The 26,802-nt window shown below is 70.2% G+C and carries 25 protein-coding genes; 18 read left to right on the top strand and 7 right to left on the bottom strand.

The window, feature by feature from the left end:
- Window positions 1-90 precede the first annotated feature (90 nt).
- From AVKW3434_RS15580 to AVKW3434_RS15555, 6 genes are all read left to right on the top strand, one after another.
- On the top strand, window positions 91-783 hold the full coding sequence (locus AVKW3434_RS15580; protein WP_284406573.1) for a hypothetical protein: 693 nt from the start codon (window positions 91-93) through the stop codon (window positions 781-783).
- Window positions 783-1,022: a hypothetical protein gene (locus AVKW3434_RS15575; RefSeq protein ID WP_284406572.1), complete on the top strand. Its 240-nt coding sequence runs from the start codon at window positions 783-785 to the stop codon at window positions 1,020-1,022. The genes AVKW3434_RS15580 and AVKW3434_RS15575 overlap by 1 nt, the downstream gene beginning before the upstream one ends.
- Before the next feature lie 72 nt (window positions 1,023-1,094).
- Window positions 1,095-1,361 (top strand): hypothetical protein, encoded by a 267-nt coding sequence (locus tag AVKW3434_RS15570; RefSeq protein WP_284406571.1) that lies wholly within the window; start codon window positions 1,095-1,097, stop codon window positions 1,359-1,361.
- 65 nt (window positions 1,362-1,426) lie between these two features.
- Window positions 1,427-1,654, top strand: coding sequence for an ATP-binding protein (locus AVKW3434_RS15565; RefSeq protein WP_272566411.1), 228 nt, complete (start codon window positions 1,427-1,429; stop codon window positions 1,652-1,654).
- Window positions 1,655-1,783: 129 nt separating this feature from the next.
- A complete protein-coding gene (locus tag AVKW3434_RS15560) occupies window positions 1,784-2,221 on the top strand; it encodes an OsmC family protein (RefSeq protein WP_272566412.1) in 438 nt (145 codons plus the stop codon).
- Between the two features lie 390 nt (window positions 2,222-2,611).
- The gene (locus AVKW3434_RS15555; RefSeq protein ID WP_502869098.1) at window positions 2,612-4,036 is read left to right on the top strand and encodes a homoserine dehydrogenase; all 1,425 of its coding nucleotides are present in this window, start codon (window positions 2,612-2,614) and stop codon (window positions 4,034-4,036) included.
- Between the two features lie 66 nt (window positions 4,037-4,102).
- Here the strand turns inward: AVKW3434_RS15555 and AVKW3434_RS15550 are convergent, their stop codons facing one another.
- Window positions 4,103-4,381, bottom strand: coding sequence for a hypothetical protein (locus tag AVKW3434_RS15550; RefSeq protein WP_284406570.1), 279 nt, complete (start codon window positions 4,379-4,381; stop codon window positions 4,103-4,105).
- A 253-nt stretch (window positions 4,382-4,634) separates the two neighbouring features.
- Window positions 4,635-5,117 (bottom strand): OsmC family protein, encoded by a 483-nt coding sequence (locus AVKW3434_RS15545; protein ID WP_284406569.1) that lies wholly within the window; start codon window positions 5,115-5,117, stop codon window positions 4,635-4,637.
- Window positions 5,118-5,247: 130 nt separating this feature from the next.
- Between AVKW3434_RS15545 and dinG the strand changes: the two genes are divergently transcribed.
- The 5 genes from dinG (at window position 5,248) to AVKW3434_RS15520 (ending at window position 10,368) form a co-directional block, all read left to right on the top strand.
- Window positions 5,248-7,446: an ATP-dependent DNA helicase DinG gene (gene dinG, locus AVKW3434_RS15540; protein ID WP_284406568.1), complete on the top strand. Its 2,199-nt coding sequence runs from the start codon at window positions 5,248-5,250 to the stop codon at window positions 7,444-7,446.
- A gap of 159 nt (window positions 7,447-7,605) precedes the next feature.
- Window positions 7,606-8,115: a pyridoxamine 5'-phosphate oxidase family protein gene (locus AVKW3434_RS15535; RefSeq protein ID WP_284406567.1), complete on the top strand. Its 510-nt coding sequence runs from the start codon at window positions 7,606-7,608 to the stop codon at window positions 8,113-8,115.
- Between the two features lie 70 nt (window positions 8,116-8,185).
- Window positions 8,186-8,389 (top strand): hypothetical protein, encoded by a 204-nt coding sequence (locus tag AVKW3434_RS15530; protein WP_284406566.1) that lies wholly within the window; start codon window positions 8,186-8,188, stop codon window positions 8,387-8,389.
- A gap of 119 nt (window positions 8,390-8,508) precedes the next feature.
- The gene (locus AVKW3434_RS15525) at window positions 8,509-8,928 is read left to right on the top strand and encodes a ribbon-helix-helix domain-containing protein (RefSeq protein WP_284406565.1); all 420 of its coding nucleotides are present in this window, start codon (window positions 8,509-8,511) and stop codon (window positions 8,926-8,928) included.
- 216 nt (window positions 8,929-9,144) lie between these two features.
- The gene (locus AVKW3434_RS15520; RefSeq protein WP_284406564.1) at window positions 9,145-10,368 is read left to right on the top strand and encodes an extracellular catalytic domain type 1 short-chain-length polyhydroxyalkanoate depolymerase; all 1,224 of its coding nucleotides are present in this window, start codon (window positions 9,145-9,147) and stop codon (window positions 10,366-10,368) included.
- Window positions 10,369-10,393: 25 nt separating this feature from the next.
- On the opposite strand, the gene AVKW3434_RS15515 is transcribed toward AVKW3434_RS15520, so the two are convergent.
- Together AVKW3434_RS15515 and AVKW3434_RS15510 are read right to left on the bottom strand one after the other, a co-directional pair.
- A complete protein-coding gene (locus AVKW3434_RS15515) occupies window positions 10,394-11,395 on the bottom strand; it encodes a Bug family tripartite tricarboxylate transporter substrate binding protein (RefSeq protein WP_284406562.1) in 1,002 nt (333 codons plus the stop codon).
- A gap of 87 nt (window positions 11,396-11,482) precedes the next feature.
- On the bottom strand, window positions 11,483-12,577 hold the full coding sequence (locus AVKW3434_RS15510; protein ID WP_284406561.1) for a tartrate dehydrogenase: 1,095 nt from the start codon (window positions 12,575-12,577) through the stop codon (window positions 11,483-11,485).
- A 144-nt stretch (window positions 12,578-12,721) separates the two neighbouring features.
- On the opposite strand from AVKW3434_RS15510, the gene AVKW3434_RS15505 reads away from it, so the two are divergent.
- Window positions 12,722-13,681 (top strand): LysR family transcriptional regulator, encoded by a 960-nt coding sequence (locus tag AVKW3434_RS15505; RefSeq protein WP_284406560.1) that lies wholly within the window; start codon window positions 12,722-12,724, stop codon window positions 13,679-13,681.
- A gap of 101 nt (window positions 13,682-13,782) precedes the next feature.
- A complete protein-coding gene (locus AVKW3434_RS15500; protein WP_284406559.1) occupies window positions 13,783-14,418 on the top strand; it encodes a 3'-5' exonuclease in 636 nt (211 codons plus the stop codon).
- A 58-nt stretch (window positions 14,419-14,476) separates the two neighbouring features.
- On the opposite strand, the gene AVKW3434_RS15495 is transcribed toward AVKW3434_RS15500, so the two are convergent.
- Window positions 14,477-15,631, bottom strand: a complete 1,155-nt coding sequence (locus tag AVKW3434_RS15495) for an ABC transporter substrate-binding protein (RefSeq protein WP_284406558.1) — start codon at window positions 15,629-15,631, stop codon at window positions 14,477-14,479.
- Between the two features lie 433 nt (window positions 15,632-16,064).
- Between AVKW3434_RS15495 and leuA the strand changes: the two genes are divergently transcribed.
- Window positions 16,065-17,777: a 2-isopropylmalate synthase gene (leuA, locus tag AVKW3434_RS15490; RefSeq protein WP_284406557.1), complete on the top strand. Its 1,713-nt coding sequence runs from the start codon at window positions 16,065-16,067 to the stop codon at window positions 17,775-17,777.
- Between the two features lie 31 nt (window positions 17,778-17,808).
- Here leuA and AVKW3434_RS15485 read toward each other — a convergent pair whose 3' ends face one another.
- Window positions 17,809-18,681 carry a MurR/RpiR family transcriptional regulator gene (locus AVKW3434_RS15485; RefSeq protein ID WP_272566430.1) on the bottom strand — a complete coding sequence of 291 codons (873 nt, stop codon included), beginning with the start codon at window positions 18,679-18,681 and terminating at the stop codon, window positions 17,809-17,811.
- Window positions 18,682-18,976: 295 nt separating this feature from the next.
- Between AVKW3434_RS15485 and AVKW3434_RS15480 the strand changes: the two genes are divergently transcribed.
- From AVKW3434_RS15480 to AVKW3434_RS15470, 3 genes are all read left to right on the top strand, one after another.
- On the top strand, window positions 18,977-20,308 hold the full coding sequence (locus AVKW3434_RS15480) for an aspartate aminotransferase family protein (protein ID WP_284406556.1): 1,332 nt from the start codon (window positions 18,977-18,979) through the stop codon (window positions 20,306-20,308).
- 71 nt (window positions 20,309-20,379) lie between these two features.
- Window positions 20,380-21,306, top strand: a complete 927-nt coding sequence (locus AVKW3434_RS15475) for a transporter substrate-binding domain-containing protein (RefSeq protein ID WP_284406555.1) — start codon at window positions 20,380-20,382, stop codon at window positions 21,304-21,306.
- 11 nt (window positions 21,307-21,317) lie between these two features.
- Window positions 21,318-21,998: an aspartate/glutamate racemase family protein gene (locus tag AVKW3434_RS15470; protein ID WP_284406554.1), complete on the top strand. Its 681-nt coding sequence runs from the start codon at window positions 21,318-21,320 to the stop codon at window positions 21,996-21,998.
- Window positions 21,999-22,038: 40 nt separating this feature from the next.
- On the opposite strand, the gene AVKW3434_RS15465 is transcribed toward AVKW3434_RS15470, so the two are convergent.
- Window positions 22,039-23,235 (bottom strand): MFS transporter, encoded by a 1,197-nt coding sequence (locus AVKW3434_RS15465; RefSeq protein WP_272569859.1) that lies wholly within the window; start codon window positions 23,233-23,235, stop codon window positions 22,039-22,041.
- Window positions 23,236-23,680: 445 nt separating this feature from the next.
- Here AVKW3434_RS15465 and uvrA point away from each other — a divergent pair, with 445 nt between their 5' ends.
- Window positions 23,681-26,701 carry an excinuclease ABC subunit UvrA gene (gene uvrA / locus AVKW3434_RS15460; RefSeq protein ID WP_284406588.1) on the top strand — a complete coding sequence of 1,007 codons (3,021 nt, stop codon included), beginning with the start codon at window positions 23,681-23,683 and terminating at the stop codon, window positions 26,699-26,701.
- The last annotated feature ends 101 nt before the right edge of the window (window positions 26,702-26,802 follow it).

Raw genomic sequence — 26,802 nt, 5'->3', positions numbered from 1 at the left:
GCACTGCTCGAAGCGTTGTCGGGCACGCCCGTTTCGTTCGTTAAAGTCCAGCTCGACTCAATCACCAAAAAACACAGGGAGGTAGACGAAATGAAAGACCCCTACGAAAACATCCTGATCGGCAATTTCCTCTACAGCCTGGGGCTCGTGATCGGGCGGCGGTTTCCGGACAAGCCGTTGCCGGGGGTGGTGAACCTGCTCCAGCAGACGCCACTCGACGGTCCCTTGGGGGATGTGCTGCTCCGCTATCCAGGCGTCGTCCGGCTGATCGAGTTCAAGCGGGCGTCCAACGACAGCGACAAGGAGTCGGACAAGCTCGACACCCTCAAGCTGTCGCTTGAAAACGAGCCGGCGCTGCAGCAGGTGTCTCGCGCCATCCATTGGTACGTGGAGTCCTCCAAGGGGCCCTTGGACTGGCGCACCCGGGTCTGCCCCTACCTGGACTTCGCCGGGGGCCAGAGCCCTCCACTCGACTTTCAAGCATTCACGCAATCGCTGGCGGAGACGGTGGGAAAGGCGCAGGCCGAGGAGTTTCCCGATGCCCTCATCCAGCGCTATCTGGACGCGGTGGCCGCTTTCTCCGGCAAGTCGGGCACGTCCTCATCGGGGCTGCTGGTGTCCGTGGGCCAGGACGGGACGCTGCACTACATCGCGCTCGAAAGCATCCGGGAGCTGCGCCAGGAGTTGCAGGTCCACCGGCAGCAGGCGGACGAGCGGAGCGCCAGCATCGCGCAGGAGCGCGCCCTGGAGCACAAACCCCAGGGGAAAGGCCTGTCTCTGTGATGAACGATGCACAACGCAGCGTGGAGCGCATCCACCAGCTGTCCGACATGCTGCAGTCGCTGATGCAGCAGGCGGCGGTGCTGCAGCAAAAGGCCGATGCCTCCGTGGTCCAGTCGCGCCAGGCCTCGGACGCGATGAAACGGGCCAGCGACCGGCTGCCTGTGACGGTGGGCGCCGCCATCGAAACGGTGCTCGAGCCGGCCGCGGAAAAAGCCGCAGCGAAGATGACCGCCACCTAGGCCCAGGCGAACGCGGCGGCCGCCGAGGCCACGAAGACCTTCGCAGCGGCGCAGGAAAAGCTGCAGTGGAAGATGCTGGCGTATGCCTGCACGGGGGCACTGGCCGTGGTGGTCCTGATCGCGGCGGCGATGGCCTACCTGTCTCCGACCGAAAGAGAGCTGAAGGCACTGCGCGCCGAGCGGCAGATGCTGTTGGCCGACATGGATCGGCTCAGAAAGGCGGGCGCGGGCCTGGAGGTCGCGCAGTGCACTCACCAGGGTCGGCCGAGGACCTGCGTGCGCGTGGATGCCCAGTCTCCCCGATTCGAAGGGGGCTACCTGCTTGTGCCTGCACGGTAGGAAGCGGCAAGATCCCGAACGTCCCTTCCGCTTCTTCTCCGTTTTCTTTTCTTCTTCGTTTTGCGATGAACGCCCCGCGCAAGGCCCTGCCCCGCATCGATCCCGCCCGTTGCACCGGCTGCGGCTGGTGCGTGGCCGTGTGCCCGCCGCATGTCCTGTCGCTGCAGGTGCCGGGCCCGCAGCCGTGGGGGCGCAAGCAGTCGGTGCTGCACGATGCGCCGGCCTGCACGGGGTGCGCGCTGTGTGCGGTGCGCTGTCCGTTCGATGCGATCGGCATGGTGCGCACCGGCTGAGGGCTGCCAGCGGGGCCTGTAGGACAAATCGCGTCAGGCGTCGGGGCGCTGGACCCACCCGCGATCGGTTCCATGCATGTTGTGATCGCGTCTTGTTTGTTTTGTTGTTCACCGCACAAGGAGCACCGCATGTCCGAAAAATCCGCATCCGTCCATTGGGAAGGCGCTGGCAAGACCGGCCAGGGCCAGATCAGCACCGAGACCGGCGCGCTCAAGCAGCACCCCTATGGCTTCGGCAGCCGTTTCGGGGACGACCGCAAGGGCACCAATCCGGAGGAGATCGTGGGCGCGGCGCACGCGGCCTGCTTCACGATGGCCTTCGCGTTCGCCTGCGAGAAGGCCGGCATTTCCACCGAGACCCTCGACACCACCGCCAAGGTGCGGCTGGCCAAGGAGGGCGAGGGCTTCAAGATCGACCGCATCGCCCTCACGCTGACGGCCAAGGTGCCAGGCTTGGACGAGGCGCAGTTCCAAAAGATCGCCGCCGAGGCCAAGGCGAACTGCCCGCTGTCCAAGGCACTGGCGAGCGTGCCCGAGATCACGCTGACCGCCACGCTCCAGGCCTGAGGGCAGGCGCCGCGCATTGGAGCCGAAATGGCCTCCAGTGCAATCGATACTAGGGCATTGTGCTATCAATTAAATAGCATCGGGGCGTTGGTTGTGGGGCGTGCATCGCGTCCTGTACACTTGCCGCCCATGTCGTGCCGTTCTTCCTTTGCCACCGTCGCTCGCGTTGCCCGCCTGGGTCGCGCCGCGGTGCCGCCCGCCACCGCGCGGGCCCGGATGAACGCACGAATGATTACCACCATTACCACCATTACCACCGCGGCGACCTAGCCTTGGTGCAGGGTGGCCGTCCCGGCGGCCACCTGGTGTCATTCCCTCCCCGAACGAACCCAGCCTGGCAGCTGGGTTTTTTGTTGGCCGTTTTGTGGCCCGTTTCTGGAGAGAGTGAGCATGTTCAACGACCCCCACCTGAGTCCCTGGTCCGCCGGCCCTGGCGAGGCCCGCGCGCCCATCCCCATGCAGCGTCCGCTGCGCGTGGGCATGATCGGCATCGGCACGGTGGGCGCCGGCACCTGGCGGGTGCTGCGCCGCAACCAGGCCGCGATTGCGGGGCGCGCGGGCCGGGGCATCGAGATCGTGGCCGTGGCGGCGCGCAACCTGGCGCGGGCCGCCACCGTGCTGGACGGCGCCGAGGGCGTGGAGCTGACGGAAGACCCGCTGCGCGTGGCGACCCACCCCGGCGTGGACGTGGTGGTGGAGGCCGCTGGCGGCACCGGCCCGGCGCGCGATTGGGTGCTGGCGGCCATCGCCCACGGCAAGCACGTGGTGACGGCCAACAAGGCGCTGCTGGCGGTGCACGGCAACGAGATCTTCGCGGCGGCGCAGCAGCGGGGCGTGGCGGTGGCCTACGAGGGCGCGGTGGCGGTGAGCATCCCCATCGTCAAGGCGCTGCGTGAGGGCCTCACGGCCAACCGCATCGAGTGGGTGGCCGGCATCATCAACGGCACCACCAATTTCATCCTGACCCAGATGCGCGACGAGGGGCTGGACTTCGCGGCGGCGCTCGGCCAGGCGCAGGCGCTGGGCTATGCCGAGGCCGACCCGTCGTTCGACGTGGACGGCGTGGACGCCGCGCACAAGGCCACGCTGCTGGCCGCCAATGCGTTCGGCATGCCGGTGCGCTTCGAGCGGGCACACGTGGAGGGCATCCGCGGGCTGCAGGCGATCGACGTGGCGTGTGCCGAAGCGCTGGGCTTTCGCATCAAGCTGCTGGGCATGGCGCGCCGGAATCTGGAGGCGGGCGAGGGCGAAGACCAGGGCGTGGAGCTGCGTGTGCACCCCGCCCTGGTACCTGCACGGCACCTGCTGGCGCAGGTGGACGGGTCGATGAACGCGGTGCTGGTCAAGGGCGACGCCTGTGGCGTGACGATGTACTACGGCGCGGGCGCAGGGTCCGAGCCCACCGCGTCGGCTGTGGTGGCCGATCTGGTGGACGTGTCGCGCCTGGCGGCCGACGGCAGCGCCGCGCACCGCGTGCCGCACCTGGCGTTCCATCCGCATGCGCAGCAGGACCGGTTCGTGAAACCCATCGGGGATGTGCGCACGCGGCATTACCTGCGCGTGCCGGTGGCGGCGGGGCGGGCGGACGCCATCGGGGTGGTGTTGGAGCATCTGGCGCGCGCCGGAGTCGCGGTGCAATCGCTGGGGGTGCATGCCGTTGCGGCGGCCCAGGGCGATGCGGCCGTGGACCAGGTGCTGGCGCTCACGCACGAGGCCGTCGATGCGCAGGTGCAGGCGGTGCTGGAGCAACTGCGCGAGGTGCCGGGCCTGTGCGTGCAGGCGCCGTTGCGGCTGCGGGTGGAAATGCTGGAGTGACGACGGGGGCGGGCGAGGGGGCTGCGGCGGCGGCGGGGCGCGTGCGCGGCTCCCGCCGCCGTCCGCTCAGCGCTTTTGCTTCTGGTAGGCCTCGTGGGCTGGCTTGCCGCGGTCGGTGTCCTGCAGGCCGCGCTGCACGTCCTTGTAGGCCTGCTGCATCTCTTCGGATGGCTCGCCGCCGGTCATCTCTACCGCCTGGTCGCGCTCGTGCGGCAGGCGGGGTTCGGGGCCGTCGGGGTTCTTGCTGTCGGCGTCGGGGGCGGGGTGCGACTGCGTGGTGTCGACGCGGCGCTCCTTGCGCTCGGGCACCGGGGTGTCGGAAAGGGAATCGCGGGGGGTGGACATCGGGGGGCTCCTGTCGTGTGGCTGTGCCGGAAAGGCATGGCCTCGATGCTAGGAAAGCCCTCCGGTGGCGTCTGTAGGCGGGTGCGCACAGCCGGCGACGGCGGGGGCGATTTGAAGCCTTTCAGGCCGCTGGCGCAATCAATACTAGGGCGTATTGCTATTAATTGAATAGCAACCGGATGATGCTGTGGCGCCCGGCCGCCCGCTGCGGTGGTGCCGGCCCCGAGCGCAATCGACGGCGGATCGAAGCCCGTCAGGCCGCGTCCGCCGTTTCCAGCACGGGCGCGCAGTCGATGCGCGTGCGGACCGAGTTGGCGAGAAAGCACGCCGCGTGCGCCCGGTGGTGCAGCGCCTCCAGCGCCTCCTGGCTGGGCGCGTGGGCGGGGTCGAAGCGGGTGACGGGGCGCAGCTGCACGTGGGCAACCACGGGGCGGCCCTGGTCGTCCGGCGCCATCGTGCCCACGGCGTCGTCGCGGTAGTGGTCCACGCGCCAGCCGTCGCGGCAGGCCAGGTCCAGGAACCACAGCATGTGGCAGCTCGACAGCGCCGCGACGAAGGCCTCCTCCGGGTCCACCGCGGCTGCGTCGGAGTAGGGCAGGGGCACGACGTGCGGCGAGGACGACGCGGCGACGGTGGCCCCGCCGTCGAACAGCCATTGGTGGGCGCGGTGGTAGCGCCGGTCCAGGAAGGCGTCGCTGCCGCGCTGCCAGGTGATGGAGGCCAGGTGTTCTGCCATGGGGGTCTCGTTCGGTCGGTTGGAGGGGTGGGGAACGAAGGGACGCCCCGGGAGTTTAGCGACCGCGCGCCGTGCCCTGCCGAGAACCCGAACCGTTTCCGGGGCCGGCCCGGGCATGCCACACTACTGTATGTCTCAACAGGAATGGGCCGCGCAGGCCCTGCAGTCTTTCGATGCGGTGGTGGGCGCCACCGAGGGGTTCCGCAGCCGCGCCGGCCAGCGGCGCATGGCCGAGCAGGTGGCGCACACCTTCAGCGTGGCGCAGCTGGGCAAGGTGGAGGAGGGGCCCGACGGCGAGGCGCCGCCGCCCACGCGCTCCATCGCTGTCGTGCAGGCGGGCACGGGGGTCGGCAAGTCGCTGGCCTACAGCGTGCCGGCCATCGCCATGGCGATCTCGCGCGGCACGCGGGTGCTGATCTCCACGGCCACGGTGGCGCTGCAGGAGCAGCTCGTCAACAAGGACCTCCCGGCCCTGGCCGCGCGCATGGAGCAGCCCTTCAAGTTCGCCCTGGCCAAGGGCCGCGGGCGCTATGTGTGCAAGCTCAAGCTGGAGCGGCTCGCCGGCACGGGCGAGGCCCATTCGCCGGAGGAGGAAGACCTCTTCGCCGAGGAAGAGGCCGCCACCCGCGCCGCCCGACCACGCCAGGAGACCGAGGCGCGCATGAAGTTCTACGCCACCATGGCCGACGTGCTCGCCAAGGGCGCCTGGGACGGCGACCGCGACAGCCTGGAGGTGCCGCCCGAGTCCGAGGTGTGGAGCCCCGTGGCGGCCGAGGCCAGCTCCTGCACCGGCAAGCACTGCCCGGCCTTCAGCCAGTGCACCTACTACGACCGGCGCAAGGCGCTGGTGGCCGCGCAGGTCATCGTGGCCAACCACGACCTGCTGCTGTCCTCGCTGGGCGCGCGGCTACTGCCCGAGCTGGACAACTGCCTGCTGGTGCTGGACGAGGCGCACCACCTGCCCGCGACCGCGCTCGACCAGTTCGCGTGCGAGGCCGACCTGTCCCGCCTGACCTGGATCGACCGCCTGGCCAGCCGCGCGCTGCGCATCGGCGCGCTGGTCGAGGTGGAGGAGATCGCCGACATCCCCAACCATTCCGCGCGCCTGCGCGCCGCGCTGCAGGACGTGGCCCGGCTGGTGATGGACGTGTATGGCGAGCAGTTGCGCGCCCCCAGGCCGGCCTGGGGCGGCCGCGCCCGCCCGCAGGCGCCCGGCATGCCCACCCGGGCCCGCGTGGCCGGCGGCGTGCTGCCGGAGGCGCTGGTGGAGCCGCTGGGCCAGATGGCGCACCACGCCGAGGGCTTTCTGAACGCGCTGCGCGCCATCGCCAAGGCCCTGCGCGCCGAGATCCGCGACAAGCCCGACGAGGCGCGGCGCCTGTCCACGCTCTATGCCCAGGTCGGCGCGCTCGCGCCCCGGCTGGAGGGCGTGCACGCCACCGCGCAACTGCTGCTGCAGGACGCACCCGAGGGCGCCGTGCCCGCCGCCAAATGGTTCACGCTGGAGGTGGAGGGCGACTTCATCGTCGTGAAGGCGCACGCCAGCCCCATCCTGCCGGGCAACACGCTGCGCCACCACCTGTGGTCGGCCGTGCGCGGGGCGGTGCTCACCTCGGCCACGCTGACGAGCTGCGGGCAGTTCGACTTCTTCCTGCGCGAGGCGGGGCTGTTCGGCGACGAGACCGTCACCACCCTGGAGGTGCCCAGCCCCTTCGACTACGCGCTGCAGGGCACGCTGATCGCCACCGAGACCGTGGCCGACCCGCGCGAGGCCCAGGCCTTCACCGCCGAGATGGTGGATGCGCTGCTGACCGACCTGGCCATGGTCGAGTCCGGCGCGCTGGTGCTCTTCACCTCGCGCGACCAGATGCGCCAGGCCGTCGATGCGCTGCCCACCGCCATGCGCGGCAGCGTGCTGGTGCAGACCGCGCTGCCCCGCACCCAGCTGCTGGCGCGCCACCGCGAGCGCGTGGCAAGCGGCGAGCCGTCCATCATCTTCGGCATGCAGTCGTTCGGCGAGGGGCTGGACCTGCCGGGCGCGCTGTGCGAATCGCTGTTCATCACCAAGCTGCCGTTCGCCCCGCCCGACGACCCGGTGGGCGAGTCGCGCGCCGAATGGCTGCGGGCGGCGGGGCGCGACCCGTTCAGCGAACTGGTGGTGCCGGCCACGGCCATCCGCCTGGCGCAGTGGGTGGGCCGCGCGATCCGCACGGAGGAAGACCGCGCCCACGTGTACTGCTACGACAAGCGGCTGGTGCGCACGTCTTATGGGCAGCGGCTGCTGAAGGGGTTGCCGCCGTTTGCGCTGGAGCGGCGCCCGGCGGCCTGAGCCCGGCCCGCGCGGAGATGTCGGACATGCCCCACAGGGCCCCGGGCCGCGAGCCGACCGTGGGCGCAGCAGGGCCCCCCTACATTGGGACCTCCCTCCCGCACCGCGCGCCCTGTGCGCGCGGCGTTCGGCCTCCTTCCCTGCTTGCCGGAGACACCCATGAGCAACGACGACACCACCTCCCCCCACGCCACGCTGTGGCGGCTGATCAAGGACATCCGCTTCGGCATGCTCACGCACCGCGCCGCCAGCGGCATGCTGCATGCCCACCCGCTGACCACGCAGAACAAGGACATCGACGAACAGTCGCAGCTGTTCTTCTTCATCCCGCGCAACGGCGAACTGTTCGAACGCCTGCGCTCGGACAGCCAGGTCAACGTGACCTACTCCAACCCCGAGAAGGACAGCTACGTTTCGCTGTCCGGCGCGGCCGGCTTCATCGAAGACATCGCCAAGAAAGAGGCGCTGTGGTCGCCCATGGCGAAGGCCTGGTTTCCGGACGGCGTGAACGACCCCAATCTCGTGCTGCTGGCCATCCACATCAGCCACGCCGAGTACTGGGACGTCAAGGAAAGCAAGATGACCCAGCTGTTCAAGATGGCCAAGGCGGCCGTCACGGGCAACCCGCCCAAGGACATGGGCGAGCACAAGGAACTGTCGCTGTCCTGAGGAGCGCGGGCCTTTTCGCTCCCTCCATCGATCCCATCGTTTCATTCCCCCGTTCGCAAGGAGACACACCATGGCCAACGACAAGCAGGAGCCCGGCAAGGGCAAAGTGGAAAACGACCACAACCGCCAAGGCAACCAGGAGCCCACCCAAAAGAACGAAGCCCAGCGCACGCCGGAAAGCCGGCACGACCGTGATGCCCACATCGGCAGCGGCAACCAGGTGCAGTCGCGCCAGGGATCGGCAGGCAGCGGGGGCGGGCGCGGCGCTGGCTGAAGCCGCTGCACCCCGGCAACGACAGGGGCCTTCGGGCCCCTTTATTTTGCGCGGATGCCCTTGAAAGATTCCATAGACCATCCATTTACCATCCAATGGGATGGAAAAACGAGGTTTTTATGGCAACGACGGCACTCGAGCGCAGCAACAAGGTTCCCGATTCGGAGAAGGTGACGATCAACCTGGGGTACGTGGACCTGGGCCACATCGACCTGCTGGTGTCCGAGGGGTTCTATTCGAACCGCACGGACTTCATCCGCACCGCGATCCGCAACCAGCTGGTCGCCCAGGCCGATGCGGTGCGGCAGGTGGTGGCCCGCAAGACGCTGGTGCTCGGGCTGCAGCGGTTCGGCCGGGCCGAACTGGAGGCCGTCCAGGCCGCAGGGCAGACGCTGGAGATCCGCGTGCTGGGCCTGTGCACTATCGACGACGACGTGCCCCCTGCATTGGCCCAGGCGACCATCGCCTCGGTCCATGTGCTGGGGGCGCTGCACGCCAGCGCGGCGGTCAAGGCCGCGCTGGCTGGCCGCATCGGCTGACACCCCACCGGCACGCGCCGGTGGACACGACGACAAGGGACGGACCCGCGCCTTCGGCGCTGGCGACCGGACCACCATGGCAGACCGGCCCGATTCGAAGGCGGCGGCGAGACAAGAGACACGACGAGACGAACGCGGCACGCAGCGCCCCTGGGGGCCCCGGTGCCGCCCCCGCACGCCAGGGCCCCCGTGGCCCGCTTTTCGAAAGGATTCCCCATGGACTGGAACAAGAAGGTCAAGCAGCTTCTGAACGAAGTCACCCCGCTGATGCGCACCGGCCAGCTCGCCGACGCCACCCGTGCCATCCAGCAGGCCCTGGCCGGCCAAGGCACGGCCGCAGCCACCGCGGCGGGGAGCGCTGCCGCCGGCCGTGTGGCCGCCTGGCGCGAGCGCTTCGGCGCGGCGCCCAGCAGCCCCGCCGCATCATGGAAGGCCCCCTTCGGCGCGCCCGACGTGGAAGACGCGGTGGTCGTCGACCGGCCGGCCGCTCCGGCGCCGGACGCGCACCGGCCATCGCCATCGCCTCGCAACGCGAGAGCCGAATCCCCTGGCAGTTTCACGCGGGTGGCCTTCGCCGGCCCGGCCGGCGCGCCGCAGGACCACTACTACCTCAGCGTGCCCCCCGGCGCGGCCGCGGGCACGCCGATGCCGCTGGTGCTCATGCTGCACGGCTGCACGCAGAACCCGCAGGACTTCGCCCTCGGCACCGGCATGAACGAGGCCGCCGCGCCCGCGAACGCGCTCGTGCTGTACCCCGCGCAGGCCCAGGGCGCCAACGCGCACGGCTGCTGGAACTGGTTCCGTCCACAGGACCAGCAGCGCGGCCACGGTGAGCCCGCCACGCTGGTCGCCATGGTGCGCGATGCGATGGCGCGCCACCCCGTGGATGCCCGCCGCGTGTACGTGGCCGGCCTGTCCGCCGGTGGGGCGATGGCCGCGCTGCTGGCGCGCGAATACCCTGACTTGTTCGCGGCCGTGGGCGTGCATTCGGGCCTGCAGGCCGGCGCCGCGCACAACGTGATGGGCGCGCTGTCGGCCATGAAGAACGGCGCCAAGGGCACGCCCGGCCCGGCATCCCCCGCCCGCGAGGGCGGGGCCGGCGCCCCGCCGCTCATCGTGTTCCACGGCGATGCCGACGAGACGGTGCACGCCCGCAATGGCGAGCAACTGCTGGCCGCGGCGCTGCGGTCCGCGCCTGGTGCCCGGCCCGAGGCCGAAACCGGCCAGAGCCCCGGCGGCCAGCGCTACACGCGCACCGTGTATCGCGCTGCATCGGGCAGCGGTCCGGGCGCGGTGGTGGCCGAGCACTGGCAACTGAACGGCGCGGGCCATGCCTGGGCCGGGGGCGATGCGCGGGGCAGCTACACCGATCCGCGCGGGGTGAACGCGACGGCGCAGATGCTGCGGTTCTTCCTGGAGCACCCCCGCGCCGCCGGTTGATCGGGCGCGAGGCGCGGCGGTGGCGTCAGTCGATCACCACCTTCGCGTCCGCCACCAGCCGGGCGAAGCGCTCGGTTTCGCTGCGAATCTGCTGGGCCATCTGCTCGCGGGTGTTGCCCACCGGCTCGGCGCCGATGTCGGCCATGCGCTTGCGGAACTCCGGCGACTGGATCACCTTCACCATCTCGGCGTTCAGCCGGTCCAGGATGTCCCTTGGCGTGGCCGCCGGGGCGAGCACGCCGAACCACGTGCCCAGGTCGAAGCCTTTCAGGCCCGCCTCGTCCAGCGTGGGCACCTCGGGCAGGGCCGAGGAGCGCTGGAGGGTGGACACCGCCAGCGCCCGCAGCTTGCCGGCCTTGATGTGCGGCAGCACGGGCGTGATGGTGTCGAACGACATGGTGATCTGGCCGCCCAGCAGGTCGGTGGCCAGCGGGCCGCTGCCCTTGTAGGGAATGTGGCCCAGCGACGTGCCGGTGAGGCCCTGGAACTGCGTGCCGATCAGGTGCTGCGCGGTCCCGTTGCCGTTGGAGCCGAAGGTCAGCTTGCCCGGCTGCGCCCTGGCCTGTGCCACCAGGTCGGCCACGGTCCTGGCCGGGTTGTCGGCGTGGACGACCAGCACGTTGGGCACCAGCGCCACCGTGGTGATGGGGGCCAGGTCCTTCTGGAAGTCGTAGGGCAGTTTCTTGTACACGCTGGTGGCGATGGTGTGGTGCACCGCGCCCATCAGCAGGGTGTAGCCGTCGGGCTTGGACCGGGCCACGTAGTCGGCGCCGATGGTGGCGCCGGCCCCCGGGCGGCTTTCCACGATGACGGGCTGGCCGAGCGACACCGTCAGCCGGTCAGCCAGCGCCCGCGCCAGCACGTCGGTGGTGCCGCCGGCGGGAAAGGGCACCGTCAGGCTGATGGTCTTGGTGGGCCAGGCGGCCTGGGCGAGGGCGCTGCCGCTGGCCAGCACCGGGAGGGCGGCCGCGAAAGCGTGCAGCAGCACCTGCCGCCGCTGGCGCGCGGGGAAAAGTTTCGGGGCCATGCTGGTCTCCTGGGAGAGCGCTCTGCGGCGCCTGGGGGATGGCCCGCCGCGGCGCGGTCGGGCGAAGGAAGGAATGAGAGAGGGAACTCAGGCGGCCAGCCGCTGCACCTGGCGGGTGCCGGCCAGGTGGTCGCACACCGCCTGCGTGACCTGGGCCGTGGTGGCCTGGCCGCCCAGGTCCCGCGTGTGCAGGGCCGGGTCCGCGGTGACGTGTTCAATGGCCCGCATCAGGCGCCGGGCGGCGTCCGCCTCGCCCAGGTGTTCGAGCAGCATCACGGCCGACCAGAACGTGCCCACCGGGTTCGCCAGGCCCTGGCCCATGATGTCGAAGGCCGACCCGTGGATGGGCTCGAACATCGAGGGATAGCGCCGCTCGGGGTCGATGTTGCCGGTCGGTGCGATGCCCAGGCTGCCCGCCAGCGCGGCGGCCAGGTCGCTCAGGATGTCGGCATGCAGGTTGGTGGCGACGATGGTGTCCAGCGTGGCCGGGCGGTTCACCATGCGGGCCGTGGCGGCGTCCACCAGTTCCTTGTCCCAGGCCACGTCGGGAAAGTCGCGCGAGACCTCCAGCGCGATCTCGTCCCACATCACCATCGCGTGGCGCTGGGCGTTGCTCTTGGTGATCACGGTGAGCTGCCGGCGCGGACGCGACCGGGCGAGCTGGAAGGCGTAGCGCAGGATGCGCTCCACGCCCACGCGCGTCATGATCGACACGTCGGTGGCGGCCTCGATCGGGTGGCCCTGGTGCACCCGGCCGCCCACGCCGGAGTATTCGCCCTCCGAGTTCTCGCGCACGATCACCCAGTCCAGCTGCTCGGGCGTGCAGCGCTTGAGCGGTCCGTCGATGCCCGGCAGGATGCGCGTGGGCCGCACGTTGGCGTACTGGTCGAAGCCCTGGCAGATCTTCAGGCGCAGGCCCCACAGGGTGATGTGGTCGGGAATGTGCGGATCGCCCGCCGAGCCGAACAGGATCGCGTCCTTGCCGCGCAGCGCGTCCAGCCCGTCGGCCGGCATCATGGCGCCGTGCGCGCGGTAGTGGTCGCCGCCCCAGTCGAAGTCTTCGAACTCGAAGCGCAGCGTGTCGTCGGTGGCGGCCAGGGCCTGCAGGACCTGGCGGCCGGCGGGAATCACTTCCTTGCCGATCCCGTCTCCGGGAATGGTGGCGATGGCGTAGGTGGTCATGGGTGTTCGGTCGAAAAGCGTTGGGGACCACGCCACTCTAGGTACTGCCGGTCTTTCGGCGCGGGGCTATAGTGAAACCATTGTTCACCTGGATTCAACAATCCAGCGGCCCGTCCCACCCCGTTTTTTTCCTGCCGCCTGCCCATGCCTGCCGCCCACGCCCTTCCCGCCATCCAGCCGGCCGACCTGGGGTTTTTCTCGGTGCTGGCCAGTTGCGGCAGCCTGAGCGCGGCCGCGCGCGAGTTGGGCATCACCACGCCGGCCGTCAGCAAGCACCTGGCGCTGATGGAAGCGCGCGTGGGCGTGCCGCTGGTCAATCGCACCACCCGCCGCATGGGCCTCACGCCCGAGGGCGAGCTGTATCTGGCGCACGCGCGCCGCATCCTGGGCGAGATCCACGATCTGGAAGAGCTGCTGGGCCTGTCGCGCGCGACGCCGAAGGGCCTGCTGCGGGTGAATGCCACGCTGGGGTTCGGGCGCCGCCACATCGCGCCGCTCATCTCGCGCTTCGCGCGCCTGCACCCGCAGGTGCTGGTGCAACTGCAGCTGTCCGTGAACCCGCCTGCGCTCACCGACGATGCGTTCGACGTGTGCATCCGATTCGGTGCACCGCCCGAGGCCCGCGTGATCGCCAGGCACCTGGCGCACAACCGGCGGCTGCTGTGCGCATCGCCCGACTACCTGGCGCGCCACGGCACGCCGAAGGTGCCCAACGACCTGGTGCATCACAACTGCCTGGGCATCCGCCAGGGCGAGGAGGCCTACGGCGTGTGGCGGCTCACGCGCGGCCGCGGGCGCCATGCGGTCACCGAGTCGGTGAAGACGCGCGGCAGCCTCACCACCAACGACGGCGAGATCGCCGTGCGCTGGGCCCTGGAAGGGCACGGCATCCTGATGCGGGCCGAGTGGGACATCGAGCGCCACCTGCGCAGCGGGCAACTGGTGCCGGTGCTGCCCGCCTACAGCACGCCCGATGCCGACATCCACGCCGTGTACCCGCAGCGCCACCAGTCCGCGGCGCGGGTGCGGGCCTTCGTCGATTTCGTGGCGCAGGCGCTGTCGGACCGGGGCCGGGCCCGCGGCGGGGACGGCGACGCGGAGTGAGTCCTTGCCGCGCGGCCGTGGCGGCGCCTTCGCGCCGGCCGGTCCGGGCACTTCGCCGAAAATGCGGGCATTCCGCACGCCGACCCCTTTGCCGCCCCGCCATGTCCCTCATCGCCGTCATCGATTTCGAAACCACGGGCATCTCGCCCGGCCAGGGCGCGCGGGCAACCGAAGTGGCCATCGTGCTGCTGGACAACGGCCAAGTGGTGGACCGCTTTCAGAGCCTGATGAACGCCGGCGCGTGGATTCCGCCGTTCATCACGCAGCTGACGGGCATCACCAACGCCATGGTGGCCGCCGCACCCGATGCGGCGCAGGTCATGCGCGAGGCGGCGCGCTTCGTGGGCGACACGCCCATGGTGGCGCACAACGCATCGTTCGACAGCAAGTTCTGGGCGGCCGAGTTGCAGTGCGCGGACCTTCCGGCGCCCCACGCCTTCGCGTGCACCGTGCTGCTGTCGCGTCGCCTTTACCCGGAGGCGCCCAGCCACAAGCTCGGCAGCATCGTCGGCCACCTGGATCTGCCGCTGGCGGAACGCGCCCACCGGGCCCTGGCCGATGCGGAGATGGCCGCGGCGCTGCTGGGCCGCATCCAGCACGACCTGCGCACCCGCTGGGGGGTGGCCGACCCCGCGCATGCCCTGCTCATGGGCCTGCAGCGCTGCGCACGGCCCGCATTGGGCAAGTGGTTCGCGCAGCACGGCGCAGCGTTGGCGAAGGCCACCGCGAGCGTTTAGCACCGTTCCGGGCCCCGCTTCGCGGGGATGCCCTGGGGCTCAGAGGCCCCAGCTTTGGTCAGTAGCGCGCGCGCCCGAAGCTGTCGAGGATGGCGATTTCCGTGAACAGGCTGCCTTCGCGCCGGTTGTTCAGGAACGACACCTCGTAGCCGCCCAGATCGATGCGCGGCAGGCGCGACAGCGTCTCGGCCAGCGCCCGGCCATCCACGCCCCCGCTGCCGCTGCGCGGCACGGCCTTGATTCCCTGGCCGATGGTCTTGGCCACGAGGAAGCCTTCGAACGCCGCCAGCGAGGCGATGCTGGCGCTCTGCTGCGCTGCCTGCATGGCCTGGCGGAATTCGCGCACCACCGGAATCGACTGGTTGGTGAGCGCCGGGAACACCTGCGTCATGCCCACGCCGCGGGCGTTTTCCGCGCCCACGGCATCCACCAGCTTCACGGGGTCGAGGTCGGAGATGCCGACCACCTGCGCATGCCCGCCGGCTGCGCGGTAGGCCTTCACGAAGGCGCTGCCCGCGGCTTGGCCCGCCACCATCACGATCACCTGCGCATCGGCCTTGAGCAGTTTGGCCAGAGCGGGCTGGATGTCCGACGAGGTGCGCTCGTAGGGCTCCTTGGCGACCAGTGCCAGCTTGCGCTGCGACAGGGCCGCCGTGAGCGCCTCCAGGCCCTTTTCGCCATAGGCGTCGTTCTGGTAGAGCGCCGCGAACTTGGTCATGCCGATGGCGTCGCCCATCTGCGCGACCAGCTTGGTCAGCTCCGTGCTGTAGCCGGCGCGCACGTGAAAGACGTAGGGGTTCACCGGCTCGCGGATGACCTGCGAGCCCGAGCGCGTGGGAAACAGCGGCACGCCGCTGTCCTGCGGCAGCTTCGCCTCGATCAGCGCCTGGGTGTTGCTGGTGGCGAAAGAGATCAGCGCGGCGGGCTTCATGGCCAGCAGCTTGCGGGCGCCGGCCAGCGTCTTCTCGGGCTTGAATTCATCGTCTTCCACGACGAGCCGCACCTCCAGGCCGGGAAATGCCTGGCTCTTTTGCGCTTCGGCAAAGTAGGTTTCCACCCCCAGCACCACCTGCTTGCCCACTTCAGCGGCATTGCCTCCGGTCAGCGGCGCCACCATGCCGACGATGACCGGAGGGGCCGCGCGGGCGGCCGAGCCGATCCAGGGAAGGGCCAGCGAGGCGCCCAGGCGGGTGGTGAATACACGGCGTTTCATGGAACGTGCTCCTGTGGAGGACAGACAGCAGAGAAGGGCGCCAACGCGCCTGGACGAACCGATGCAGAAGAACCGGCACGCCCCTGCAAATGCAAGAGCGTGCGAAATGTATGACCTATTGTTAATCAGTTTTTGTGGCGTTTGGGCCCCTGTGGACGGGATTTGATCGTCCTGTGCTAGGATTTGCCGCTATGCAACGCAATCTGCTGCTATCCCCACTATCGCTAGGCCTAGTGCCTGGCCGGGGTCTGCCTGCGTTCGCCATCACCGTTGCCTAAAAGCGCAACACCGATTTCCCCCTGACCCCGGCCCGCGAACCAGCCTCCACCCATGGTGGAGGGCTGCAGGGGATGTCGTTCACCGTTCACCGTTGATTCGACCCGTGCCCCAGCGCTGCCTTGCAGCACGGCACACACCGTTCGTGGAGCCTCTCATGATTTCCAAGCCCGCTACCAAGTACCAGCCCATCGCCCCCATCGCGCTGGCCGACCGCACCTGGCCTTCCAAGACCATCACCCGCGCCCCCATCTGGTTGTCCACTGATTTGCGCGACGGCAACCAGGCGCTGTTCGAGCCGATGAACGGCGAGCGCAAGATGAAGTTGTTCCACGAGCTGGTGCGCATCGGCTTCAAGGAAATCGAGGTGGGCTTTCCTGCCGCATCGCAGACCGACTACGACTTCGTGCGCCGCCTCATCGACGAGAACCTCGTGCCCGACGACGTGACCCTGATGGTCATGACGCAGTCGCGCGCCGACCTCATCGAGCGCACCGTCGAAGCCGTGCGCGGCGCGCCGCGCGCCATCGTGCACCTGTACAACGCCACCGCCCCCGTGTGGCGCCGCGTGGTGTTCGGCATGAACGTGACGCAGGTGATGGCGTTCATCGACCAGCACGTCTCGCACCTGAAGCGCCTGACCGATGCCCAGCCCGAAACCCGCTGGACGCTGCAGTATTCGCCCGAAACCTTCAGCGCGACCGAGCTGGAAGTCTCGCTCGAAGCCTGCCAGACCGCCATCGCCGCCTGGTGCGTGGGCCCGGGTCGCGAGATCATCATCAACCTGCCCACCACGGTGGAAAACGCCACCCCCAACGTGTTCGCCGACCAGATCGAGTGGATGCACCGGCGCCTGAGCCCCCGCGAGCACATCGTGCTCTCGGTGCACCCGCACAACGACCGCGGCACCGGCGTGGCGGCGGCCGAGCTGGCCATGATGGCCGGCGCCCAGCGCGTTGAAGGCTGCCTCTTCGGCAACGGCGAGCGCAGCGGCAACCTCGACGTGGTGACGGTAGCGCTCAACCTCTACACGCAGGGCGTGCATCCGGGGCTCGACTTTTCCGACATCAACGCCGTGGCGCGCGTGGCCGAGGAATGCACTGCGCTGCCCGTGCACCCGCGCCACCCGCACGTGGGCGATCTGGTGTTCACCTCGTTCTCGGGCTCGCACCAGGACGCGATCAAGAAGGGCTTCGCCGCCCACGACCCCGAGGGCCTGTGGCAGGTGCCCTACCTGCCCATCGACCCGGCGGACCTCGGCCGAACCTACGACAGCGTGATCCGCGTCAACAGCCAGTCGGGCAAGGGCGGCATCGCCTTCCTGCTGGAGCGCGAGCGCGGCGTGGTCATGCCGCGCCGCATGCAGGTGGAGTTCAGCGCGGTGGTGCAGCGCCAGACCGATGCCAGCGAGACCGAGATGACCGGCGCCACGCTGTGGTCGCTGTTCCAGGCCACCTACCTCGAAACCCCCGCGGGCGTGCCCGGCGCCATCGTCTGCCATGCCCACCGGCTGGCCGACGACGGCCGCGGCATCGAGCTGGACGTGACCATCGACGGCGCGCGCCAGACCCTGCAGGGCCAGGGCAACGGCCCGATCGACGCCACGGTGGACGCCCTGGGCCTGCCGCTGCGCGTGCACGGCTACGAGGAGCGCGCGACCGGCTCCGGCGCCGATGCACAGGCCCTGGCCATCGTGGAGGCGGCCCTCGACGGCGTGCCCGGCGCGACCTTCGGCGTGGGGCTGCACCACAACATCGTCACGGCGTCGGTGCATGCGGTGGTGAGCGCGGCCAACCGGCTGGCGCAGCGCCGGCAGGCTCTTTCGCCGTCGCCAGCGGCCGCGTCCCAAGCCGCCCCGACGGCTGCCTGAAGCCGCGGAGCGTGGGCCCCAGGGCCGGCGGTCAACCGCCCGGCTTGCGCAGGGTAACCGGCTGCAGGTAGGCGCCCGAGCGCACCAGGTGCTGCTCGGCCGCCTCGATGCGCTCGATGCCCGGCGCGCCCGCGCGGCTGGCCAGCAGTTCCAGCAGCGATTCCGCCACCGCCGTGGCGGCGGCGATCGACGGAAAGAACGACGGGCTCTGCGTGGCAAACAGCACCGTCTCATGGGCCAGCAGCGACAGCGGCGAGGCTTCGCTGTCGGTCAGCGCCACCACCTTCGCGCCCACGCTGCGCGCCGCTTCGGCGGCCTGCAGCGCTTCGCGCGAGTACGGCGCGAAGCTGGCCACCACCAGCGCGTCGCCCTTGGCCAGCGCGCGCAGCTGCATCTCCAGCGAGCCGCCCTGGCCGTCCACCAGATGGACCGAGGGGCGGAACAGCCGGTACACATAGACGAAAGAAAACGCCACGGGAAAGCAGGCGCGAAAGCCCGCCACGTGCACATGGCGGGCCTGCTCCAGCAGCCGCGCGGCGCGCGGCAGCGAGACGGCGCTCTGCCGCTCGGTCTGTTCCAGGTTGTGGCGGTGCACGTCGAACATCTCGCCCACCAGCGACTGGTCCTTGGCACGCCCGGCCAACTGGCGTGCCCGCGGGGCGTATTGCTCGCTGCCCAGGCCCATGTCCTGCGCCAGGGCCTCCTTGAGCGCAGGCCAGCCCTCGAACCCCAGCTGCTGCGCGAACCGCACCAGGGTGGCTGGCGGCACGCCCGAGCGCGCGGCGACGGTGCGCATCGAGGTGGTCACGACCTCGTTCGGACGGTCGATGACGAACTTGGCCGCCTGCTGCAGCGAGGGGGACAGCCCGGCATGGCGCTGGCGAATGGTGTCTCTGAGACTCATGGAAACGGACCTGGACAGGGGCTGAACAAAGCGGTGGCGCAGCGCGCTGCGCCACCGCACGACTGTAGGGCAAGCGCGCACGGGCAGGAAGGAAAGGGCAGGAAGGAAAGGGCAGGAAGGAAAGGGCAGGAAGGAAAGGGCAGGATGAGGGGTGGAACATGTGTTCCATTTGATCGATCAGAAAAACGCATGTTGCAATTTTCGCAGGCATTGGTATATTTGTTCCATATCAATGGGAAATGGATTTTTTGATCCGTTGACCGCCCCGCCGCCACCGAACCTCGCCTGCCCCGCCATGACCCACGTCCTGCACCGCCATCTCCACCAGACCCCCCCTGTCGCCGCGGGCGCGCAGGGCATGGTGGTCCGCGACGCCAGCGGCCGCACCTACCTGGATGCCAGCGGCGGTGCCGCCGTCTCCTCGCTCGGCCATGGCCATGCCGACGTGATCGCCGCCATGCACCGGCAGATCGACCGCATCGCGTACGCCCACACCAGCTTCTTCACCACCGACGTGGCGGAGGAGCTGGCGCAGACGCTGGTGCGCGGCGCGCCAGCGGGCACGAGCCATGCCTATTTCGTGAGCGGGGGCTCGGAGGCCGTGGAGGCCGCGCTCAAGATGGCGCGGCAGTATTTCGTGGAGCGGGGCGAGCCCCAGCGCACGCACTTCATCGCGCGGCGACAGAGCTACCACGGCAACACGCTGGGCGCGCTCGCGGTGGGCGGCAACGCCTGGCGGCGCGCGCCGTTCGCGCCGCTGCTCGTGCCGGCCACGCACGTGTCGCCCTGCTACCCGTACCGCGAGATGCGCGACGGCGAGTCCCCGCGGGCCTACGGCCAGCGGCTGGCGGCGGAGCTGGAGGCCGCCATCCTCGCGCAGGGCGCGGACCGCGTGATCGCTTTCGTGGCCGAGACGGTGGGCGGCGCCACGGCGGGCGTGCTCACGCCGGTGCCGGGCTACTTCCAGGCGGTGCGCGCGGTGTGCGACCGCTACGGCGTGCTGCTGATCCTGGACGAAGTGATGTGCGGCATGGGACGCACCGGCACCCTGCACGCCTGCGAGCAGGAGGGCGTGGTGCCCGACCTCATCACCGTGGCCAAGGGCCTGGGGGGCGGCTACCAGCCCATCGGCGCGGTGCTGGCGCAGGGGCGTGTGGTCGAGGCCATGTCGCGCGGCAGCGGATTCTTCCAGCACGGCCACACCTACCTGGGCCACCCGGTGGCCTGCGCCGCCGCGCTGGCGGTGCAGCAGGTGATCGCGCGCGACGGCCTGCTGCAGAAAGTGCAGGACGATGCGCCGGTGTTCGAACGCATGCTGCGCGGCGCGCTGAGTGACCACCCCCACGTGGGCGACATCCGCGGGCGGGGCTACTTCTGGGGCATCGAGCTGGTGGCCGACCGCGCCACGAAAGCCCCGTTCGACCCCGCGCTCCAGCTGCACGCGCGCGTCAAGAAGGCCGCGATGAACGCGGGCCTGCTGTGCTATCCGTTCGGCGGCACGGTGGACGGCCTGCGCGGCGACCACGTGCTGCTCGCGCCGCCGTACATCGCCACGGGCGAGGACCTGCAGGCCATCGCCGACCTGCTGGCGCACGCCATCGGGCAGGTCACGGCCGCACTGGCCTGAGCGGCACCCTCCACCCCCGTCGTTCCGTTCTCCCTCCCGTTCCATCCCTCGTTCCTGAAGGAGCCTTTGCCATGCCCGTCGCCCCGTCCCTTTCGTCCCCGCGCCGCCTCCTGGCCGCCTTTCTGTCGTGCGCGGCCTTCGCCGCCCCGGCGGCCTTCGCCCAGGAGGCGCCCGCGGCCGGCGGCACCCTGGGCAAGATCCAGCAAAGCGGTGCCATCACCTTCGGCTACCGCGAGTCGTCGTTCGGCTTTTCGTACCTGGATGGCAACCTGCGGCCCGTGGGCTACAGCATCGACATCTGCCACCGCATCGTGGAGGCGGTCAAGGCCGAACTGAAGGTGCCCGCCATCGAGGTGAAGTACCAGGCCGTCACCTCGGCCAACCGCATTCCGCTGGTGCAGAACGGCACGGTGGACATCGAGTGCGGCTCCACCACCAACCTGGTGGAGCGGCAAAAGCTGGTGGCCTTCTCGCCCGACATCTTTCGCTACAACGTGCGCATGCTGGTCAAGGCCGATTCCGGCATCCGCGGCATCGCGGACCTGCAGGGCAAATCCGTGGTGACCACGGCGGGCACGACCTCGCTGCGGCTGCTGCGCGAGGCCGACAAGGGCCAGTCCCTGCAGATCACGCACCTGTCGGGCAAGGACCACACCGACTCCTTCCTGCTGGTGGAGAGCGGCCGCGCCGCCGCCTTCGTGCTGGACGACATCCTGCTCGCGGGGCAGATCGCCAATGCGCGCCAGCCGCAGGATTTCGCCATTGTGGGCGAGAGCCTGCGCACCGAGAACCAGTCGCTCATGTTCCGCAAGGACGATCCGCCGTTCAAGGCGCTGGTGGACCGGGTGGTCGGTGCCATGATGCGGTCCGGCGAAATGGAAGCGCTGTACCAGCGCTGGTTCATGTCGCCCATTCCGCCCAAGAACATCAACATCCGCTACCCGCTGAATGCCGAAACGCGCGACGCGTTCCAGAACCCCAGCTCCAAGGGCATCTGAGCCCCCTTCCCATGACCGCACCCACCCCCGTATCCGCATCCGCACCGCCGCGCATCGCGCTGATCCATGCCCTGCAGCATTCCGTCGAGCCCATCAACGCCGCCTTCGGGGTGCAGTGGCCCGAGGCGCTGCGCATGAACCTGCTGGACGACAGCCTCTCGGCCGACCTGGCGCGCTCGGGTGCGGGGCTGGATGCGGCCATGCACGACCGGTTCCAGCGGCTGGCGGACTACGCCGTGGGCACGGGCGCACACGCGCTGCTGTTCACCTGCTCGGCCTTCGGGCCGTGCATCGAGGCGGTGGCGCGCCGGCATGCGGGGCTGCCGGTGCTCAAGCCCAACGAGGCCATGGTGGACGACATCGCGCAGGCCGCCGGCGAAGGGGCCGTGGGCCTGATCGCCACCTTCGCGCCCACGCTGGCCTCGATGCCGCCGGAGTTTCCCGCGCACGTGGCGCTGCGCACGGCCCTGGCCGGCGGCGCGCTCGACGCGCTGAACCGGGGCGATGCGGCGCTGCACGACCGGCTCATCGCCGAACAGGCGCGCGCGCTGCAGGCGCAGGGCTGCCGCCGCATCGCGCTCGCGCAATTCAGCATGGCGCGCGCCCGGGGCGCATGCGAGGCGGCCACGGGGCTGCCGGTGTTCACCACCGTGCACAGCGCCGTCGCGCGGCTGCGCCAGCGGCTGGGCTGAAAAGAAAAAAAGGTGGACAGGCCGGGCGGCGAAGGCGCGCTCAGTGCCCCGCCGGTGCGCCGCCCGCCTGCCGGCCCACCGGCCGCAAGCCCCAGCTGGCGGCCAGCCACACCGCGCACAGCAGCGCTGTCACGGCAAAGAGCTGCGGCGTGCCGGCCCACTTGGCCAGCGCGCCGCCCAGGGCCCCCCCGGCGAACAGGCCCAGCGACTGCAGCGTGTTGTAGGTGCCCAGGGCCGCGCCGCGCAGGTGCGGCGGCGCCATGCGCGAGACCAGGCTGGGCTGGCTGGCCTCCAGCGCGTTGAAGCCGCAGAAGAACACGAACAGCAGCAGCCCCAGCGCCCACAGCGCGGGCACGGCGCCGGCCGCGGCCACGCCGCCCAGGCCCAGCTGCACCAGCAGCACCAGGCCGATGGCGGCCAGCAGCGATTCGCGCAGGCGGCCGCGCCGCTCCAGCGCGAACAGCCCGCCCATCATGGCGAACGACAGCACCACGGCGGGCAGGTACACCTGCCAATGCGCGGCCTTGGGCAGCCCCGCCTGCACCAGCAGCGCGGGCACGGCGACCCACATGGCCATCTGCACCGTGTGGAGAACGAACACGCCCAGGTTCAGCCGCAGCAGGTCGGCATGGCGCCACACCTCGGCCAGGCGCCCGCGCGGGGCGTCGGCATGGCGCGCGGGCTCGGGCGGCACCACCCACAGCACCACGGCGATGCCGCCCAGCGCCAGCGCGCAGGTCAGCCCGAACAGGCCCGCCAGGCCGATGTGCGCAGCCAGCACGGGGGCCGCGACGAGCGCCACGGCGAACATCAGCCCGATGCTGCCGCCCACCAGCGCCATGGCCTTGGTGCGCACGGCATCGCGCGTCTGGTCGGCCAGCAGCGCCGTCACGGCGGCCGACACTGCGCCCGCGCCCTGCAGCGCCCGGCCGGCCAGCAGCCCGGTGAGCGAGTCGGCCAGCGCCGCCAGCAGGCTGCCGGCGGCGAACACGGCCAGGCCCAGCACGATCACGCGCTTGCGCCCGAAGCGGTCGGACGCCATGCCCAGAGGCAGCTGCAGCACCGCCTGCGTGAGGCCGTAGATGCCCATGGCCAGGCCGACGAGCGCGGGATCGTCGCCGCCCGGGTATTTGCGCGCTTCGAGCGCGAACACGGGCAGCACGAGGAACAGCCCCAACATGCGCAGCGCGAAGATCAGCGCCAGCGCGAGGCTGGAGCGGCGCTCCAGCGGCGTCATGGCGGTGGCGTTGGACGGGGGCGAGGCGGTGGCGCCTGGGCCTGGAAGGTGGGTGGAGGAATCCGGCACGGTGGGTGCGCTGAGGGCCTGAAGCCAAAGCCGCGATTCTCGCCCATCGCCCGCAGGCCGGAACCGGCGCCACCGCGCAGGCATTGACGGCCTGGCGAACCCGTTTTCGCCGTTGCAGGCCAAAAAGGCCTTCATGCCGGCGGATTCATTGTCCTGTTTGCTATCAAATCAGGAGCGAATGCTTTTCCGAACCACCGCCGGACCGCCCCCCGCCCGGCAGCAGGGGCCGGGTGGCCCTGCGGACGGCCCGCGCCGGGGGCGTGGCCTATCATGGTGGGTTTTCCCGCCCAGAGCCGCGCCCACCGTGAACCACTCCCCCTTCTCCCGGCCCGCCGACGATGGCGACGCCCCTGCGGCGCCGGCCGCCGGCCGCTACCTGGGCGCCGCCCTGCAGCAGGCGCGCATCAGCATCCGCGGGGCGCGCACGCACAATCTCAAGAACATCGACCTGGACATCCCGCGCAACCAGCTGGTGGTGATCACCGGGCTGTCGGGTTCGGGCAAGTCCAGCCTGGCGTTCGACACGCTCTATGCCGAGGGCCAGCGCCGCTATGTGGAGAGCCTGTCGGCCTATGCGCGGCAGTTCCTGGGCCGGCTGGACAAGCCCGACGTGGACCTGATCGAGGGCCTGTCGCCGGCCATCTCGATCGAGCAGAAGGCCACCAGCCACAACCCGCGCTCCACCGTGGGCACGGTGACCGAGATCCACGACTACCTGCGCCTGCTGTACGCGCGCGCCGGCACGCCGTACTGCCCCTACCACGGCCTGCCGCTGGCCGCCCAGACGGTGAGCCAGATGGTGGACGCCGTGCTGGCCCTGCCCGAGGACACCCGCCTCATGGTGCTGGCCCCGGTCGCGCGCGACAGGAAGGGCGAGTTCACCGAACTCTTCGCGCAGATGCAGGCGCTGGGCTACGTGCGCTTTCGGGTGGACGGCACCATCTACGAATATGAAAGCCTGCCGCAGCTCAAGAAGACCGAAAAGCACGACGTGGACGTGGTGATCGACCGCCTGAAAGTGCGCGCCGAGATGCAGCAGCGCCTGGCCGAAAGCTTCGAAGCCGCCCTGCGCGTGGGCGGCGTGGAGGGCAACGGCCGCGTGCTGGCGCTGGAGATGGATGGCGGGCAGGAGCACTTGTTCTCCAGCAAGTTCGCCTGCCCCGTGTGCAGCTATTCGCTGGCCGAGCTGGAGCCGCGCCTGTTCTCGTTCAACTCGCCCATGGGCGCCTGCCCGGCCTGCGACGGCATCGGGCAGCAGGAGGTGTTCGATCCCGCGCGCGTGGTGGCCTTTCCGTCCTTGAGCCTGGCCAGCGGCGCCATCAAGGGCTGGGACCGGCGCAACGGCTACTACTTCGCCATGCTGGAGAGCCTGGCCAGGCACTACCGCTTCGATGTGGAGGCACCCTACGAATCGCTGCCCCCGCCGGTGCAGCAGGCCGTGCTGTACGGATCGGGCGAGGAGGAGATCGCCTTCAACTACGTGCTGGACAGCGGCGCCAACAAGGGCAAGGCCATCGTCAAGAAGCACCCCTTCGAAGGCATCCTGCCCAACATGGCGCGGCGCTACCGCGAGACCGATTCGGTGGTCGTGCGCGAAGAACTCGCGCGCTACCGCAGCACCCAGCCCTGCCCCGAATGCCACGGCGCGCGGCTGCGGCTGGAGGCGCGCCACGTGAAGGTGGGCGAGGGCGAACAGGCCCGTGCCATCTACGAGGTGAGCCACGCCACGCTGGCCGACGCGCACGCCTGGTTCTCGCAGCTCAAGCTCACCGGCGCCAAGGCCGAGATCGCCGACAAGGTGGTGCGCGAGATCGGCACGCGCCTCACGTTCCTCAACGACGTGGGGCTGAACTACCTGAGCCTGGACCGCAGCGCCGAGACGCTCTCGGGCGGCGAGGCCCAGCGCATCCGCCTGGCCAGCCAGATCGGCTCGGGCCTGACCGGCGTGATGTACGTGCTCGATGAGCCCAGCATCGGCCTGCACCAGCGCGACAACGACCGCCTGATCGCCACCTTGCAGCACCTGCGCGACATCGGCAACAGCGTGATCGTGGTCGAGCACGACGAGGACATGATGCGCGCCGCCGACCACGTGATCGACATGGGCCCCGGCGCCGGCGTGCACGGCGGGCGCGTGATGGCGCAGGGTACCTACGACCAAGTGCGCGACCATCCCGACTCGCTCACCGGGCAGTACCTGTCGGGCGCCCTGAGCATTCCCGTGCCGGCGCGCCGCACGCCGTGGCTGCCCGTGATGGAGGGCGCCCCCCCCGCCGCCGAGCCGGCCAAAAAGGGTAAATCGCGCTTTCCTGAAACCGAGGCCAGCAAGCGCCGCGCGGAGGCGCGCGCCGAGCGCCAGGCCGAGCACCGCGCCACCCAGGGCCGGCTGCAGGCCCTGCGCGTGGTCGGCGCCACGGGCCACAGTTTGAAGAACGTGAGCGTGGAGTTCCCCGTGGGCCTGCTCACCTGCGTGACCGGCGTCTCCGGCTCGGGCAAGAGCACGCTCGTCAACGACACGCTGTATGCCGCCGTGGCGCGCCAGCTCTACCGCGCGCACGACGAGCCCGCGCCGCACGAGGCCATCGAGGGCATGGAGTATTTCGACAAGGTCATCAACGTCGACCAAAGCCCCATCGGCCGCACGCCGCGCAGCAACCCCGCCACCTACACCGGCCTGTTCACGCCCATCCGCGAGTTGATGGCCGAGGTGAACACCGCCAAGGAACGCGGCTACGGGCCCGGGCGCTTTTCCTTCAACGTGGCCGGCGGCCGCTGCGAGGCCTGCCAGGGCGACGGCGTGGTGAAGGTGGAAATGCACTTCCTGCCCGACGTGTACGTGCCCTGCGACATCTGCCACGGCCAGCGCTACAACCGCGAAACGCTCGAAGTGCTGTGGAAGGGCAAGAACATCGCGCAGATCCTCGACCTCACGGTGGAAGACGCGTTTGCCTTCTTCAAGGACGTGCCGACCATCGCGCGCAAGCTGCAGACGCTGCTGGACGTGGGCCTGTCGTACATCCGTCTGGGCCAGGCCGCCACCACGCTCTCGGGCGGCGAGGCCCAGCGCGTGAAGCTCGCGCAGGAATTGAGCAAGCGCGACACCGGCCGCACGCTCTACATCCTGGACGAGCCCACCACCGGCCTGCACTTCGCCGACATCGACCTGCTGCTCAAGGTGCTGCACCAGCTGCGCGACGCGGGCAACACCATCGTCGTGATCGAGCACAACCTGGACGTCATCAAGACGGCGGACTGGATCATCGACATGGGCCCCGAGGGCGGCGCCGGCGGCGGCACCGTGGTGGGCGAGGGCACCCCCGAAGACCTGGCCGCCAACCCGGCCAGCCACACCGGGCGGTACCTGGCGCGCTACCTGCCGTCCACAGCGCAGGGCTGATCGATAGTTACGTTACTTTCGGTGGCAAATCAGTTGCCCCGAACTGCGCCGTGCGCCGGTTTTTACCCCCAGAATCCGCGGTTCTAAAAACAACTGAAGAC

The organism is Acidovorax sp. SUPP3434 (assembly GCF_030159015.1).
Taxonomy (GTDB): Bacteria; Pseudomonadota; Gammaproteobacteria; order Burkholderiales; family Burkholderiaceae_C; genus Paracidovorax.
Note: the sequence above shows the minus strand (reverse complement) of the source record. Positions and strands in the feature narration are given on the sequence as shown.